This window comes from Proteus sp. G3927, from assembly GCF_963894685.1.
Lineage (GTDB): Bacteria > Pseudomonadota > Gammaproteobacteria > Enterobacterales > Enterobacteriaceae > Proteus > Proteus mirabilis.
Map to the genome: position 1 here is coordinate 1 of NZ_CAWQGX010000019.1, position 15,723 is coordinate 15,723.

Here is a 15,723-nt window from a genome sequence, read left to right on the forward strand (position 1 = left end):
AAATATTATTATCTCGCTCTTAATTATGAGCAAATTTGTAACTACAATTAATACTTAAATGGACTTTAAAATGAAAAAATCATTATTTTCACTATTAATTCTATCTACACTTTCTTTATCAACACAAGCTATTGCACAACAGATTCACCTTGGTGGTTATAATATAGATATCCAAGGCAGAGTAATTGACGAGAAACTAACTTGTGTCGTTCAAGATATTGCTCCAATTCAATTGGATGATGCTTACGTTGATTCTTTACTACTTACTCCTGAAAAACGATTTAGTGTGGATTTTTCTGGCTGTACTAATCAAGAAAGAGCAAGAAAAGTCAAAATAGTTGTTGCACGACAAAACACTACTCATTTAATGAATGCTAGTTCGACAGCAAATGATACCAATGCTCGAGTAGCATTATTGGGTTCTACAGGTGAACTTGTTCCACTTAATGGTGAGCGAGAACAACGTACATTTTATTCGGATGTTGCCGGTGATAGTGGTAGATTAGTATTTTCATTAAAATATGATAGACCTGAATCGATTGATGATGCTGTTACCGCAGGTGCTTTCAAGGCTACCTTATCTCTTGATGCTTACATCACTGATAATATCCAATAAAAACAGCCAAAACTAAATATAATTCTGCTTTAATTTTCAACCCAATAAAAAGTCGGGGAAATACCGGCTTTTTATTTATAGGTTAATACAATAAATAACTTAACTAATGGTTAATTAAAAAAACATATGATTAAAAAATATATTGTTTATATAATATCATTTGTCTTTACATTCTCATGTTATGCTTCTATTCAAATTAATAAGGATAGATTTTTTTATAAAGAACAAGATAAGGAAATTCTATTTAATATAAAAAATAAAAGCGAACAAAAAACCTATATTATTCAAAGTTGGGTATCACACTATAACAAAGAAGATAATAGTGAGGCACCATTTATCATTTCTCCTAGTTTGATAAGATTAGCACCAAATGATAAATTTACATTAAAAATTATCAAAACGGATGATATAAAAGAAATCAACCAAGAATCTGTATATAGAGTAAACATAAAAGTAGTTCCAGTTATAGATGATGAGATGGCTGATAAAAACTTGCTTCTTATCTCTTTAAACTCAATATATAATCTTTTCTATACACCTAGCAATATTATTAACAAAAGTGATAATAAAGATATTAATTTTTTTATTAATGATGAAGATTTTATTAAAATAAATAACCCCACTCCTTATTTTATTACCATAGCAGAAGCAAAGGTAGATAACATTGATATATTAAATGAACGAATAACCCTATCGCCATTTAAAAATTACAGTATAAAAAATAAAAATATAACTAAAAATATCAAAGATAGAAAAGTACATTGGAAGAGAGTCGATGAGTATGAGCAGACTATCATTGCAACCCCAAAGGAACTTATTTATGAGTAAGATAAGTTTTAGACTAAAAACATCTTTGCTATTGATATTAAATGCATACCCTCTCTTTTCTATTGCTAACAATAATATTCATTCTCTATATAAAAGTGTATTGTCAAACATTGATAATAAAACCATCGGCAAGTTATTAAATAATGAACATCCTGATGGTTATTACTCAACAAATATTTATATCAACGAAAATAAAAAAGAAACCATTATTTTATATTATGAAAATAAAGACGGTATATTAACACCAAGGATTAATATTAATGATTTAATTCGTTTAAATATTGACCCATCTTTTTATAATATTCCTGTTGATTTAAATTCGGATTTGTTATTAAGCGATTACAATATTGATTTTAAATATAATTTTTCCTCGCAATCATTATATTTAACTATTCCACAAAAAGCCTTAGATAATAAAAAAAATATGCTTGCTAGCCAAGTTTTATGGGATGATGGTGTCACTGCTTTGTTTAGCTCATATTCTTATTTTGGCAAATATAACAATCAAAATAAGATAGAACACAAAATCAGTTTTAATTCAGGTGCTAACTTAGGTGCTTGGCGAGTACGTAGTAAAAGTTATTATCATCATACGGATAAGCAACAGCAATTTAAGCTATACTCATTATATGCTTATCATCAATTAAATACGCTGTTGGCAACGCTTAATGTGGGGGAATTTCGACCAACCAGTAGAATGTTATCAACAGATAAATTAATTGGATTTCAACTTATATCTAGTGATTTGCTCTCTGGTAATGATCTCTATATGAATAGTCCTATTATAGAAGAGATTGCAGAATCTCATGCTGAAATTAAAGTGAAACAACAAGGAAGAACCATTTATGAAACTATTGTTCCTCCTGGGCCTTTTATTTTAAACGATCTACCTGTTATAGGTAGCAATGAATTGGTATTAGAAATAAAAGAAGCAGATGGACGTATAAGAAAAAGTACGCATTACTTTACTACAATGCCAAACCAATTAAAAAAAGGTCGTTATCAATATAATTTTATTTCTGGATATTCTTATGATAGATATAACCAGTTTAATAATCAAAATAATAACCCTATTTTTTTACTGGGTGAGTTCTCCTATGGTATTAATCAAAAAATAACCGCTTATGGTGCAATTAGAAAGAAGCTGAATAGCAATACTTTCTTTTCAGGATTATCATTAGATTTAGGACGCTGGGGGGGAGTAGCCAGTGATATTAGTTATTTTGAACACAATAATCTATTAAAATACCAATTGCGCTATAATAAACGATGGAGCAATATTGGTACTTCTTTAAATATATCTTCTAGCCATTATCAATCAATAAAATCTGATAGTGTTAGCATTAGAAAAAGTCAAACAGACAACATAAAAAATAGCTATACAATTTCTCTCTTTCAACCGATTAAATCTTTCGGGACATTTTCTATTGGTTATCATCAAAATTCTTATGCCAAAAGAAAAAATGACTTTACAATCAATACTTCTCTATCATCTTCTATAAAAAAAATGAATTATAGTATAAAATATCAATATAAAAATGAAAGATATTATAATGACAATCATTTTTCTTTAAATTTTAATATTCCACTAACAAATAGCTCTCAATCCTATCATTGGGTAAGCAATCAATTTGATTATCATCCAAACAATAAAGGTTATATAAATAGTACGACTATAGGTGGAAGTTTATTAGAACACTATCGCTTAGGCTATTCTATTAATTACCGACGGGATTTTAGCCACCCAAATGCTGGCTATCATACTTCAGTAAATACTCAGTATAAGGGGAGATATCAATCTTATTCTATTAATGCAAATAAATCATCTAATAATAAAACCAATTTAAGATTGGGGATTGATGGTGCGATAGTGTTACATCAAAGTGGAATAACTTTGGCACCTGATTTAGGTAATACTTTTGCTATTGTAAATACTAATGGCATTGCCGGAATTAAAACTAATCGTTCTTCACAAGCCACTACAGACAATAACGGTAATTTAATATTACCGCACATCATGCCATATCGTAAAAATACTATTGGACTAAACATAAATTCGTTACCTGAATTTAGTAATACTAAAACTCAAAGTAAAATCATCGTACCCACTTTAGGTGCGGTAGCAAAAATCAATTTCCCTATAAATATCGGCTATAATGTTTTATTTACCTCAAATACACCAATTCCTTTTGCTGCCAATGTAATGGCATTTGATGATAATAATAATCTCATTTCTAGTGATTCTGTCTATGACCACAATAGAATATTCCTCTCCGGAATAAAAGAAAGCGGAACGGTACAAGTAAAATGGGGAGATACAGAGGAGCAACAATGTTTCTTCCATTATAACGTAAAAAATGAAAGTAAAAATAATTCAATTATTAAGAAACAAATTTATTGCCAATAATGAATAATTTTTATTCTTGAATATTTATGTAAGGTGTTTCTATGAAATCAATAAATATAACATTTTTAATTCCTCTATTATTACTATACTTCCCTTTTATTGCTTTATCTGATAATAGAAGAGGTAGTTTACCAGCGCCAATAAGTTGTAGCTTTGACATACCTAATAGCACTAAAGTTAGAAGTATACGTCCTGATTCTTTCCCTAGCAATTATGCAGGAACCTTAGCTAATGACAGATATTCTAAAAGAATTGCTATAGTTTTTAGTCTTTGTTCAGAAAAGAATACTAAAATAACTTTACGTATTGATAATACAAATATTGATTTTAATAATGGTTACCTTATCAACGATGTAACAGGCTCTGAAGCAAGTGATAATGTGACATTCCAATTAATTGATGATGAAAATAATCCTATTGATTTAAATCAGAAAAATACATTCACTAAAACTATTGATGAAAGTGGTACTGCTTATTTTAATTTCTTTATAAATTATGTCAAAAAAGATAATCTTCGCGCAAAGCCAGGGTATATATCTTCTCGTATTACGTTCATTGTGGAAGCAAAAGATCAGATTGTTGAAAATGATAATGAATTTGCGGGTGTAGAAAACAGAGTACTGTAGTGATAATAAGTATTATCACTATATCAACGCTATGAGAATAATTTAGTCTCTCTTTTATCGCTACTTGGGTAGTGGATATTATTTCTTAACCCACTGCCCATTAATTCCTTTAACAAACTCACCTGAATTGGCTCTTGCCACTAATTTTTCACCCGCTAAACGGGCAACAGATTCAGGAGTCACTTGATTGGTTTTAGCAATTTCAGCATATTTGGCTTTTCTGGCTTGATTGATTTCATTCACCAATATTTGAGCTTGCTTATGGTTTGGTTGTACTAACTCAACATAACCACTAAAAGTTTCCCCTACTAAGCCTTGCGCGCGCGCCTCATCAAGTGTTAAAGCAACGGCATTTGAACTAATCAATGCTGTGATTAATGCAAAACTAAAGAGATATTTTTTATAATTCATTATTCACCCCAGCGTTAGAATATAGCACTATTGTTTTTCAGCAAGTCTTCAACTTGGCGATCTATTTTGACATTAATTTCATGTTCAATCTTAACGTTCATATTAATGTTTATCGGTTTTTCCGGGGTAGCAACCTCTAATCGAATACATCCAGTGAGTGCTGATATGCCGATAGTGAAAATAACAAATAAAAATAGTCTTTTTAAAAATAATAACATCATTCTGACTCACTCCCTAAATCGGATAGGCTCTTTTCTAACCACTCTTCCAATTGCGAACCAAATCGCAAGCTGCGCCATAACTGAAAAATATTTTCTTGATGGCGATAATTAAGATTTACTTGTCGCCGTTTGTCTTCCAATGGATTTTTCCCTTGGATTTCCGCTTCAAGCACTAATTCACCTAGGTTGCTTAAATTAACCCGCGTCCAAGAGCGGCTAATCTCTAAATATCGTAACCATGCCATAGCGACACCGGCTGTCATATTGCTATCATCAATAGAGTCAACAAAATCTTTATCAAGCCTGAGGGTTAAGTACGATGAATTAGCCAGCCACCCATCTTTCACTATCCACTGATTGTTATTGATAAAGAAAGGTAATTCGCCACTTACTTTACCTGATGCGGCAAATTGGGTCACCTTCAATAAAGTGAAAAGCCGACTTAACTCTAGATTATCTAATGAGATAATCGCCGCTTCATGCTGTGGTAATGCTAATTTTGCCATAGAAATAGTGCCATCAAGCATGGCAACCTTGACATTAGATAAAACTAAAGGTTTTGCTTCTGTAATAGGGTAAAATCCTTGCAGATCGGCGGTAATATCTGTCATTTCAAATAAGTTGTTGACGCGCTTAATGCGTAATTGCACTGGCTGCTTTACACCTAGTTGCCATTCATCACCGTTTAAACGCCAAGGTAAAATAAAATCGAGTCCTTCTAATACGCCATCTTTTAGCCACATGCTGCCTTGTTTAACTACTAAATGTCCACCAGCAACTAAACCTTGTTGAGGGGCAATAGAAAAGTCAGCTTGAGTATAAAATTCGCCATTATCTAATGTGATGCCTAATTTTTCTGGCAATAAAGATTGAAAGGCATTGATTGGTTGTGCAGGCCAACGCATCTGCCCTCTTAGCCTTTCACCATCCCAACGTGTATTAATCGTTATCGGTCCAATATTTGGCTTGGCATTGAGCTCGCCTTTCATATTAAAACGAAAAGGAGATTGACCTTTTACACTAGCAATAAAGTCAGCTCTATCTAAGAATCCCCCCGCAGGAAAATCGATTCGTTGACTGGTTAACTTCAATTTTCCTTCAAATAATGGGTTTTTATCGTCTCTTAACCAACGAAATGGCGTTAAGAGCGTCAATCTGGGTGCTAACATACTGGTATGCTGATAAGTTAAAACATCAAATCCGGTATTTAATGTCTCAAAACTCACCATGTTATCTACCCAAGAGCCAGTTCCAGCGATATCCCAACGCGCTTTTAATGGCAATAAATTGCCCTCTCCCCAATAACGCCATTGCCAATTGCCCTGATCAGGTAAGAAATCGGTCGAACGTCCAGCAAAATGGACCCGATAATCTCCCCAAATAGTATCTTCAGCTAACACAATCGCATTTAGGTGACCATTAAATCCTTTGGAAGATAATGTTGAGCCAGCCAGTGGTAAACGAGCATCTTTTACCGTCAGCGTTTCTGTTAGTTGCCCTTTAAAGCGTAATAGTGAACCGGGCTGAAATTCGATAGTAGGATCTGTCAACATACCAGTCACTTTAACGGGAAGTTGTGCACTGGCTTGCATGAGATCTTTATTTACAATGCCTGTCAATTGAATAGGTATATCAGCATCTAACCAGTTAATCGCCGTTTCAGGTATCGTCATCACTAAATTCCCTTTCCCTGCATGCCCTTGCGTCATAACATTTAAGCGCGCAGTTAAGCGTAACCCCGTTAATCCTTGCTGCCACTGGGCAATGTTGATATTCACACCACCACGTAAGGGTTGATCAAACCCAAACCATTCCCAACGCCCTTTTTCTATCGTGATATTTTCTGCAGTTACATTCCAAGGCAACACAGCTAACGCTTGCCCTCCACCTTGTTCAGCAATAGAAATAGTACCGCTATTCCCTTGCCATTGAGCAATAAAGACTAATGGGTAAGCATAATGGGATGTTAACAATGTTGTGCTGATAGAACCATTTTCTGGTAATGAATCAACATTAAGGGGTAACGCTATTTCAGCCGCCAGCTCTATCTGATTATCGTCAGGTAAATTAATCTTTAATTGTTTAATATCTAACCATTGATTATCACGGATCAGCGCTTGTATCTGCGTATTATCTCCCTGATAGCTGATTAATCGCCCATTTGTATCACTTTTAAGCTGAAAATGGCCGTTATAGCGCTGATTATCCATTAAAGAAACATGATTGATATCAACCGATAAGTGAGGAATAGTAGCTAATAACGCATGAATATCGAGAGGAACTGTTGCGGTCTCTTTTTTATCTGCAAAAGATAATTGTGAAAAACACCCTTCGTTAATAGTAAGTTGTTGACTATTAAATGATAGGCTATCAATTTGCTGTTTTTGATAGTTAAACGTAAATTGCTGCACATTAGCCAAGGTACAGCTATCACTTTTTAATGCGATATCATCAATAAAAACACCCCATTGTTGTAACCTAGGTTGTGTTAAAGAGAGTGAAACACCTTCAGGTAAATAGGTTTTAGCCACAACAGGTAACCAACGTGGAATGGTGAGCCACAAGGTCGTGCTAACTGCACCGACACCCAGTAGTATCATCCCTGTCCATTTGATTGTTTTCTTTAACAACACCTCATTTTCCTTTTGATCACATTAACCACATTCCGAACATCCACTTTACCCATTAAATTGTTTATAATAATAGTATTAAATGCTTCTCTATTGGGGTTAGATAATTCTTGTTTTCTCACTCTCAAAATAAATTTTAATCGATAATAAGCGAGTACAGGATGAAAATTGTTTCCTATAGTACTAAACATTATGACCGCAAACATATGGAATGGGTCAATCAGCATAATGGATATCATTATGATATCGAATATTTTGACTTTAATTTGACTGAACAAACAGCAAAAAATGCCGTCGGCGCAGATGCAGTCTGTATCTTTGTTAATGATGATGCTAATCGTGCGGTATTACAAGAGCTTGCCAGTCTCAACATCCATATCCTTGCACTGCGTTGTGCGGGGTTTAATAATGTTGACCTTAAGGCAGCGGCCGAATTAGGGATCACCGTAGTGCGTGTGCCGGCTTATTCCCCAGAAGCGATTGCTGAGCATACTGTTGGGATGATGCTCTCGTTAAATCGTCGTATTCACAGAGCCTACCAACGTACCCGTGATGCAAACTTTTCCTTAGAAGGCTTAACTGGCTTTAATATGCATAATCGCACTGCTGGGATTATCGGTACGGGGAAAATTGGTCTAGCGACTTTACGCATACTAAAAGGCTTTGGTATGAAGCTATTGGCCTATGATCCTTATCCAAACCAAGCTGTATTAGATTTGGGTGCGGAATATGTTGACTTAGCGACTCTTTACGCAAATTCACATGTTATTTCGTTGCATTGCCCATTAACCGCAGAAAATCATCATTTATTAAATGAAAGTGCTTTTTCGCAAATGAAAGATGGAGTAATGATCATCAACACTAGCCGTGGGGCCTTAATTGATTCTGCAGCTGCCATTAATGCCTTAAAACAAGGTAAAATTGGCGCATTAGGCATGGATGTCTACGAAAATGAGCGCGATTTATTTTTTGAAGATAAATCAAATGATGTTATTCAAGATGACGTGTTCCGTCGCCTTTCCTCTTGCCATAACGTATTGTTTACCGGGCACCAAGCATTCTTAACTGAAGAAGCGTTAATTAGTATTAGTGAAACGACATTGCACAATATTAAAGAGGTTGCTGCAGGTATAACATCACCTAACGAAGTGAAAGCCTAAGTCTCTAAAAACCCCTTTTAGCCACCTTTGAGTGGTTAAAGGGGTTTTATCTTATTCGTCTTGGTTAATGAATTAACAACATATTTATCTTCTTAGGTACATTTTTATCAAGCGTAAATTATCCCTTTTATGCCTGCCTAGTATTTTCTTTCTCATCCACTTTAAATTGAGAGACTAAGTTGGCAAGCTGATGAGCTTCATCATCCATATTGGCAGTAATAGTGGCAGACTCTTCCACAAGTGCTGCATTTTGTTGAGTCACGGTATCCATCTCACTTACGGCCATAGCAATTTGATTAATCCCCATACTTTGTTCATTAGAGGCTAAGGCAATCTGTTGCATAAAATCATTAACTTGGCTAATGGTGGTCACAATTTCCGACATGGAGCGTCCTGCTTCGCTCACTTGTTGTGATCCAACCTGTACTTTATTTACCGAATGGGTAATAAGTTCATTTATCTCTTTGGCTGCCTCTGCACTACGACTGGCTAAGTTACGCACTTCGGCTGCAACAACGGTAAATCCGCGACCTTGTTCACCCGCTCTAGCCGCTTCAACCGCGGCATTCAATGAGAGAATATTGGTTTGATTGGCAATACTGTTAATGATGTCATTAATATCTGAGATCTTCTTTGCACTTTCAGAAATCGACGACATGGTTTCGATAACATTATCCATCACCTTTTCGCCGTTTTGTGCTGACGTTGTCGCTCTTAATGCCAACTGGCTAGCTTGGCGTGAGTTATCAGCATTTTTTTCAACCGTGGTTTTGATTTGCTCCATGCTTGCAACAGTTTGTTGTAGCGCACTAGCCTGCTCTTCAGTACGTGAGGAGAGGTCAGTATTACCTGTTGCTATTTCACTTGCACTGACGCTAATGGTGTTTACTGCATTTTTTACCGAAGCAATCATTTGACTTAATGAAACTTTCATTTTATTCATTTCATTAAATAGCTTACCAAATTCATTGTTACCGTGATTTTCTACTCGCATACTTAAATCGCCTTGGCTCATTTTACTAAAAATATTAATAAGCACTTTAATATTGCCGATAAAGCTATGAGAGAACCAACGTAAGATAATGATAAAGAGCATAATGACAATAATCGCTGTGACTAACGCCATTAGCATAATGCGCTGTTGTGAGGTTTTCGCAATATCAATATAATTATTCTCAATACCATTGGCGACGGCATAATATGTCATGGTGATCTCGTTGAGTTCATCCATTTTTTGACTAGCAGAGTGCGTAGTCAATTGTCCTTTACGTAATTTAGCTAAGGCATCGGTAAATATATCTAAAAGCTCATCAAAGCGTTTCGTCATATCATCAGCAACCTGACGCCCTTCCATGGTTAACTTTTCAGCATCCGCCCAACGGTGGATCTCTTCACGGGTGATTTTTATATATTCTTGAGTTTGATGAAGGTATTTAGCAGAAGGTTTTTCATTCACTCTTAACTGCCCATCCAAGCCATTAATATTCGCTCTGATCACCGCCATTTGATAACGCGCTTTTCCCATCAGCAACATTTGCTGACTTAAGTTATTTGATGAAACAAAGTTATGATAAGAGCGTGTTGAAGCATCATAACTAAAGTAAATAATGCTCATAATAAGTACAAATAAAATAGCCAGCATAACTTTAACGGTTTTTTCTATACTGATGTTTTTAAACATAATCATATTCCAGCAAAATATACAGCTTTGATTTTTCTGTATATTTGTAAGATATCAGAATGCACTCTTTAGTAAAAAAGAGTGCATTCCCTAGTGTTAACAAAATAAATTAAAGATTATTTTTTAGATTATAGAGACAGGTAAGAGACTGCTCACATTGATAATGTCGGTCATTTTCATCAAAAACTTTAGAGCATAGTGAAATCTATTTTTTATTTTTGAAATAAACATTTCATTTCACTGTCCACTAAGCAATTCGTTACATAATATTCCATTAGCATTATGATTTGATTGATAAAAAATTAAATGATTAATTATCTTTTAGAATGAACAGGATAAATTTTAAAGCATGACCAATTCATCATACAATATCAGTATTTATTTTATAAATTAAACTAATCATACTTTTTTATTTAAACAGAAAGAATTGTTGTTACTTTCTTAAAAAATAATGCTATTGCTTAATACTGTGGACATTAGGTTATTTAACTCAAATAGATTAACGATATTAAGAAAGATTACTTATTCTATTTTTAATTATTTTTTAGTTAGTTCAATTAAACTTATCTCTTTATTCAATCGCTATGTTTTGCTATTCAATAATACAGTAATAATTGAACAGAATTATTTGTTGATTGTTAATCTTTTGCACAATGCTTAGAGGTATTTTAATACCTCTTTATGCCCTATGTTGATGACGCTGTGGTGATGCTTGTTTTACCCCGATTAAAAAATCAGCAAAAATAGCTTTAAAATCACTACATGCCTCTTTCGGCAATGACGCTTCATTTTTTAGATTGATAGCAATATGAGTAATAAAACCATAAATTAAATTCACCACAATAGCCGGTGAATAAGCACAGATCTGTTTTTCAGCAAAGAGAATATCAACACAGTGTTGGATACGAGGAATAAGAATGTTGGCGTCAATCTCTTCCCACTCTTTCCAACCTAATACCGAGATAACTTCTTGTAAGGGAATTAACTCGTTTTTACACTGATAAATATGGTCAACACAAAGAGAGAAGAGAGCCGTTAGCTCTTGCCATTTATCATCATAAGTAGGCACTTCATCTAATTTTTGAACAGCATGCTTAACTTGCAGTAAATAACACTCTCTCAAAAGGGCTTTTTTATTACTGAAGTGATGATAAAACGCCCCTTTAGTGACCCTTGCATAACGTGATATTTCATCAATGGAAACATCATAATAGCATTGATTTACAAAGAGATATTGCCCAGCTTCAAGTAAAGCTAAGCGTGTTTGTTCTGAATTCTCTTGTTGCCGTGATTTTAATTTCATGATAAAAAACCCATAAAACATACCATAAGTATGTAATAATATATGGGTATCAGTTTTGTGTAAACTGAACAAAATATCTTTTCAGGAAATCATCATGTCATCTCAGTTCAATGGACTTATCCCTTCCAATTCTTTATCTTCGTTTAATATAGAAGTGATTAAAGAACTTCTGCTCTGGATCGAGGTAAATCTAGAAAAGCCGTTATTACTTGATGATGTAGCGATAAAATCAGGTTATACAAAATGGCATTTGCAACGGGTGTTTAAGCAAGCAACGGGCTTAACATTAGCCTCTTATATTCGTGGTAGACGACTGACCAAAGCCGCCACTGAATTGCGCTTAACTAAACTTCCGGTATTAACTATCGCACTACGCTATCAATTTGATTCGCAGCAATCTTTTACACGCCGCTTTAAAGCTGTTTTTGGCGTTACTCCTTCGGAATACCGTAAAGTTGATGTGTTGTGTAGCGACAATTTTCAGCCCCCCATCAATTTTGAAGTTACCGACCTCCCTATTCCAAATATTATCGAGCTACCTGAAAGCTTTCTTTATGTTATTCAATACCAATACTTTTGCTCTATCGAGGATATTGGCAAACTACATGAAGATATTCGTCATCAGTTTTGGAATGATTTTTTGTTGTACACAGATAAAAACTTTACGGAAAGTAGTGTGTTAATTTCTTATCAGCCAAATACATTACGTAAAGATAAGATCCAGATTGATTATGAAATTGGCCTAAACAATTTAGATCACTTTACCAGACCCCGTGGTTTTAGAAAAAAAGCGATCGCAGGCGGGCGTTATGTTCGTTTCCAATTTAAAGGCACGTTAGAAGAATATAAACAATTTGCCATCAAGATCTACTTTTATACTTTACCGGCTTTGGGGTTATGTCGTCGTTTAGGGCCAGATATTGAAAACTACATTTGTATAGAAACAGATAGCGACATTATGGAACTACCAAAAACACTGGAAATTGATTATTACGTTCCAATTCATTAATCAGTAATAAGTACTTAACGACTTGACTTTCAGTTTATTGATATGGCTAATTAACCGTCTTAATGGGTTATTTAGCCATTCTTCTCTCTCAGCATCCCTTGGTTAATAAGGTTGTTCTATGCGTATTTGTTCTTTGTTGCTATGCACCACTTTCTTAGTATCATCAATAACATCAAGCTACGCAGAAATAAGCACACATAAACTGATTCGCCAAGATAATAGCGAACTGATTTATTATCTAGATAAACAAGCTGAACATAACAAAACACTGTTAGTTTTAATGCAAGGTTCTGACTGTAATAGCATAAAAAATAATACTTTTATTCAAGAAACCTTTGGTAGATGGCTACCGAGTAGTGATGTTTTAATGGTTGAAAAGTATGGTATTACAGCACAATTGACTTATTCCGACGATAATGGTGAAAGAGAAGATTGCCCTAAAAACTATAAACTGCATGATAATCCTAGCCAAAGGCTTGCTGATTATTTAGCAGTGCTAGATAAACTATCCCCTAATTACACCAATATTGTATTACTTGGAGGAAGTGAAGGCGCAACAATGGTTCATTTAGTTGTTGCTGAACGTCATGATATTAGCGCTGCAATCGCATTAAATGGCGGTGGTCGTTTTTTCCTTGATGATGTACTGTACAATATACGCAATACAACACCTAAAGAGCATGTGGAAGAAGCAATAAATAGCTTTCAACAACTCGCTAATGCAATAATAACGAATCAAATTGGTGATGAGCAATTTGTTAGTGAACATAGCAAATTATGGTGGCAACAATATCTTGCTATTGATCTACTTGAGGTGATTAAGCGCAACACGCAAACTCCGGTATTAATTGTTCAAACATTAGATGATATCAATGTAGATGTGGCTGCATTCCATCAATTATCTCAAGAGATAACGCAACCTAATGTGACATTTATTAAATATGATAAATTAAATCATGGTTTTTATAATCAACAAGGTGAGCGATTAACCGGAAAAGTCGTTCAAGATATACAGCAATGGTATGCGCAATATAATAAATAACATTCATCCTATCTTGACTTATTATATTAAGATAATTTTACGAGCTGATGATTAGGCCTATTTTATCATGCTTAATCTTTTATGCTGCGTTATCTTTCTGTTTCCCCTATTGGCTATTTAATATTGATTGACTGATAGTAGTGATAGAGAAAAGCAATTTATCATCACACCTTTATGCTCTTATACTTAAGTTAAATCTTGTTATCAGATCACTGATATGGAACAGGATCATTATACAATTAACCTTGTATAATAGTGATAATTTCTCTCTTCTAGATGTATAGGATCAGAATGAACAATAATCGCGCACTACTATGTCTGGAAAAAATTGGCTTTCAACTCGATAGCAAAATTATTCTAGATAATGTGACTTTCTCACTACAACCTTCTGAATTTAAATTGATTACAGGCCCTTCTGGCTGTGGAAAAAGTACGTTATTAAAAATCATTGCTTCTTTATTATCACCAACAAGTGGCACACTTTTCTTTGACGGAAAAGACTACTTAACCCTTTCTCCTGAACAATACCGACAACAAGTTTCGTATTGTACTCAAACCCCGATGTTATTTGGTGAAACGGTTTATGACAATCTTAAATTTCCTTATTTACTACGCAAAATCGCCGTTGATGAGAAGAAATTAGCGAAAGATTTAGATTACTTTAATTTGCCCAATGAGATTTTAAATAAAGGTATTAATGAACTTTCTGGTGGTGAAAAACAACGTATCTCACTTATCCGTAACCTACAGTTTTTACCTAAAGTGTTATTGCTTGATGAAATTACTAGTGCTCTTGATGAAGACAATAAAATAAAAGTCAATGAGCTTATTCATCATTATGTCAAAGAGCAAAAAATCGCTGCATTATGGGTAACTCACGATCAAAATGAAATCAAACATGCCGATGATGTGATCCACTTACCGAGTCATATGAACAATTAAGGTTAGGTTTACTTCCATTACCCCCTTAATTTTAACTTTATTGAGCAGTGAGCAAATAAATTATTATGAACGAACATACAATCAGTAATGAATCTCTTATTTTTTCTCTGTTACTGGTCTTAGTGGCTATATTTATTAGTCGAAAAGAGAAACTTTCATTAGAGAAAGATATTATTTGGAGTACCGCCCGAGCGATAATTCAACTCTTTATTGTTGGCTACGTATTAACTTATATTTTCGACGTCGACCATATTATCCTTACATTTCTAATGGTCTTATTTATCTGTTATAACGCTGCCTATAATGCTAAAAAACGCAGTAAATACGTTAAAGATATTTTTATTATCTCATTTGTCGCTATTACCACAGGGGCATTGCTCACCTTAAGTATTTTACTTTTTACTCATGCCATTGCCTTTACCCCTATCCAAATTATTCCTATTACCGGTATGATCGCGGGGAATGCAATGATTGCGACCGGACTTTGTTATAATCAGCTTGGGCAACGTTTTGAAAATCATCAACAACAGATCCAAGAAATGTTAAGTTTAGGGGCAACCCCTAAAATTGCTTCAATGGCTATTATTCGAGATAGTATTAAATCGTCGTTAATTCCGACCATTGACGCAGCCAAGACCGTGGGGATTGTAAGCTTACCTGGAATGATGTCTGGATTAATTTTTGCCGGTGTTGATCCACTACAAGCGGTTAAATACCAAATTATGGTCACCTTTATGTTGATGGCAACCGCCAGTATTTCAACAATTATTGCTTGCTATTTAACCTATAAGAAATTCTTTAATCAACGCCATCAATTAATGACGTTTAATCAATAAGATAATGACTC

14 protein-coding genes are annotated in these 15,723 nt (G+C 34.3%); 9 read left to right on the top strand and 5 right to left on the bottom strand.

Annotated features, from left to right (window positions below; genetic code table 11):
* Positions 1–70: 70 nt before the first annotated feature.
* The 4 genes from AACV00_RS06945 to AACV00_RS06960 all read left to right on the top strand — a co-directional run bounded on the left by AACV00_RS06945 (position 71) and on the right by AACV00_RS06960 (position 4,477).
* The gene (locus AACV00_RS06945) at positions 71–616 is read left to right on the top strand and encodes a fimbrial protein (protein WP_237612836.1); all 546 of its coding nucleotides are present in this window, start codon (positions 71–73) and stop codon (positions 614–616) included.
* A 126-nt stretch (positions 617–742) separates the two neighbouring features.
* On the top strand, positions 743–1,444 hold the full coding sequence (locus tag AACV00_RS06950) for a fimbrial biogenesis chaperone (RefSeq protein WP_036918277.1): 702 nt from the start codon (positions 743–745) through the stop codon (positions 1,442–1,444).
* On the top strand, positions 1,437–3,851 hold the full coding sequence (locus tag AACV00_RS06955; protein WP_049199559.1) for a fimbria/pilus outer membrane usher protein: 2,415 nt from the start codon (positions 1,437–1,439) through the stop codon (positions 3,849–3,851). Before AACV00_RS06950 ends, AACV00_RS06955 begins: the two co-directional genes overlap by 8 nt.
* A gap of 41 nt (positions 3,852–3,892) precedes the next feature.
* Positions 3,893–4,477 carry a fimbrial protein gene (locus tag AACV00_RS06960; protein WP_004242805.1) on the top strand — a complete coding sequence of 195 codons (585 nt, stop codon included), beginning with the start codon at positions 3,893–3,895 and terminating at the stop codon, positions 4,475–4,477.
* A gap of 78 nt (positions 4,478–4,555) precedes the next feature.
* Here the strand turns inward: AACV00_RS06960 and AACV00_RS06965 are convergent, their stop codons facing one another.
* Genes AACV00_RS06965 through AACV00_RS06975 form a run of 3 tightly spaced genes read right to left on the bottom strand, consistent with a single transcriptional unit; the run spans position 4,556 to position 7,742 of the window.
* Positions 4,556–4,888 (bottom strand): YdbL family protein, encoded by a 333-nt coding sequence (locus AACV00_RS06965; protein WP_004248000.1) that lies wholly within the window; start codon positions 4,886–4,888, stop codon positions 4,556–4,558.
* Between the two features lie 14 nt (positions 4,889–4,902).
* Positions 4,903–5,109 (bottom strand): YnbE family lipoprotein, encoded by a 207-nt coding sequence (locus AACV00_RS06970; protein WP_004242803.1) that lies wholly within the window; start codon positions 5,107–5,109, stop codon positions 4,903–4,905.
* Complete coding sequence (locus AACV00_RS06975) at positions 5,106–7,742, bottom strand: YdbH family protein (protein ID WP_049256063.1); 2,637 nt, start codon at positions 7,740–7,742, stop codon at positions 5,106–5,108. Before AACV00_RS06975 ends, AACV00_RS06970 begins: the two co-directional genes overlap by 4 nt.
* A 158-nt stretch (positions 7,743–7,900) precedes the next feature.
* Between AACV00_RS06975 and AACV00_RS06980 the strand changes: the two genes are divergently transcribed.
* Positions 7,901–8,899: a 2-hydroxyacid dehydrogenase gene (locus AACV00_RS06980; RefSeq protein WP_004247998.1), complete on the top strand. Its 999-nt coding sequence runs from the start codon at positions 7,901–7,903 to the stop codon at positions 8,897–8,899.
* A 127-nt stretch (positions 8,900–9,026) separates the two neighbouring features.
* Here the strand turns inward: AACV00_RS06980 and AACV00_RS06985 are convergent, their stop codons facing one another.
* The gene (locus AACV00_RS06985) at positions 9,027–10,580 is read right to left on the bottom strand and encodes a methyl-accepting chemotaxis protein (RefSeq protein WP_004247997.1); all 1,554 of its coding nucleotides are present in this window, start codon (positions 10,578–10,580) and stop codon (positions 9,027–9,029) included.
* Between the two features lie 679 nt (positions 10,581–11,259).
* Entirely contained in the window at positions 11,260–11,883 is a 624-nt protein-coding gene (locus AACV00_RS06990) for a TetR family transcriptional regulator (protein ID WP_152908225.1), read from the bottom strand.
* A gap of 94 nt (positions 11,884–11,977) precedes the next feature.
* Between AACV00_RS06990 and AACV00_RS06995 the strand changes: the two genes are divergently transcribed.
* From AACV00_RS06995 to fetB, 4 genes are all read left to right on the top strand, one after another.
* Positions 11,978–12,892 carry a helix-turn-helix domain-containing protein gene (locus AACV00_RS06995; protein WP_004242792.1) on the top strand — a complete coding sequence of 305 codons (915 nt, stop codon included), beginning with the start codon at positions 11,978–11,980 and terminating at the stop codon, positions 12,890–12,892.
* A 118-nt stretch (positions 12,893–13,010) separates the two neighbouring features.
* Positions 13,011–13,934, top strand: coding sequence for an alpha/beta hydrolase family protein (locus tag AACV00_RS07000; RefSeq protein WP_036908038.1), 924 nt, complete (start codon positions 13,011–13,013; stop codon positions 13,932–13,934).
* A 291-nt stretch (positions 13,935–14,225) separates the two neighbouring features.
* On the top strand, positions 14,226–14,876 hold the full coding sequence (gene fetA / locus AACV00_RS07005) for an iron efflux ABC transporter ATP-binding subunit FetA (protein WP_004242790.1): 651 nt from the start codon (positions 14,226–14,228) through the stop codon (positions 14,874–14,876).
* Positions 14,877–14,941: 65 nt separating this feature from the next.
* The gene (gene fetB, locus AACV00_RS07010; RefSeq protein ID WP_110706646.1) at positions 14,942–15,712 is read left to right on the top strand and encodes an iron efflux ABC transporter permease subunit FetB; all 771 of its coding nucleotides are present in this window, start codon (positions 14,942–14,944) and stop codon (positions 15,710–15,712) included.
* Positions 15,713–15,723: the final 11 nt, after the last annotated feature.

Excerpts from the sequence above, each read along its gene's own strand:
- AACV00_RS06945 (WP_237612836.1), top strand. The coding sequence starts at position 71 with ATGAAAAAATCATTATTTTCACTATTAATTCTATCTACACTTTCTTTA.
- AACV00_RS06950 (WP_036918277.1), top strand. The coding sequence starts at position 743 with ATGATTAAAAAATATATTGTTTATATAATATCATTTGTCTTTACATTC.
- AACV00_RS06955 (WP_049199559.1), top strand. The coding sequence starts at position 1,437 with ATGAGTAAGATAAGTTTTAGACTAAAAACATCTTTGCTATTGATATTA.
- AACV00_RS06960 (WP_004242805.1), top strand. The coding sequence starts at position 3,893 with ATGAAATCAATAAATATAACATTTTTAATTCCTCTATTATTACTATAC.
- AACV00_RS06965 (WP_004248000.1), bottom strand. The coding sequence starts at position 4,888 with ATGAATTATAAAAAATATCTCTTTAGTTTTGCATTAATCACAGCATTG.
- AACV00_RS06970 (WP_004242803.1), bottom strand. The coding sequence starts at position 5,109 with ATGATGTTATTATTTTTAAAAAGACTATTTTTATTTGTTATTTTCACT.
- AACV00_RS06980 (WP_004247998.1), top strand. The coding sequence starts at position 7,901 with ATGAAAATTGTTTCCTATAGTACTAAACATTATGACCGCAAACATATG.
- AACV00_RS06985 (WP_004247997.1), bottom strand. The coding sequence starts at position 10,580 with ATGTTTAAAAACATCAGTATAGAAAAAACCGTTAAAGTTATGCTGGCT.
- AACV00_RS06990 (WP_152908225.1), bottom strand. The coding sequence starts at position 11,883 with ATGAAATTAAAATCACGGCAACAAGAGAATTCAGAACAAACACGCTTA.
- AACV00_RS06995 (WP_004242792.1), top strand. The coding sequence starts at position 11,978 with ATGTCATCTCAGTTCAATGGACTTATCCCTTCCAATTCTTTATCTTCG.
- AACV00_RS07000 (WP_036908038.1), top strand. The coding sequence starts at position 13,011 with ATGCGTATTTGTTCTTTGTTGCTATGCACCACTTTCTTAGTATCATCA.
- fetA (WP_004242790.1), top strand. The coding sequence starts at position 14,226 with ATGAACAATAATCGCGCACTACTATGTCTGGAAAAAATTGGCTTTCAA.
- fetB (WP_110706646.1), top strand. The coding sequence starts at position 14,942 with ATGAACGAACATACAATCAGTAATGAATCTCTTATTTTTTCTCTGTTA.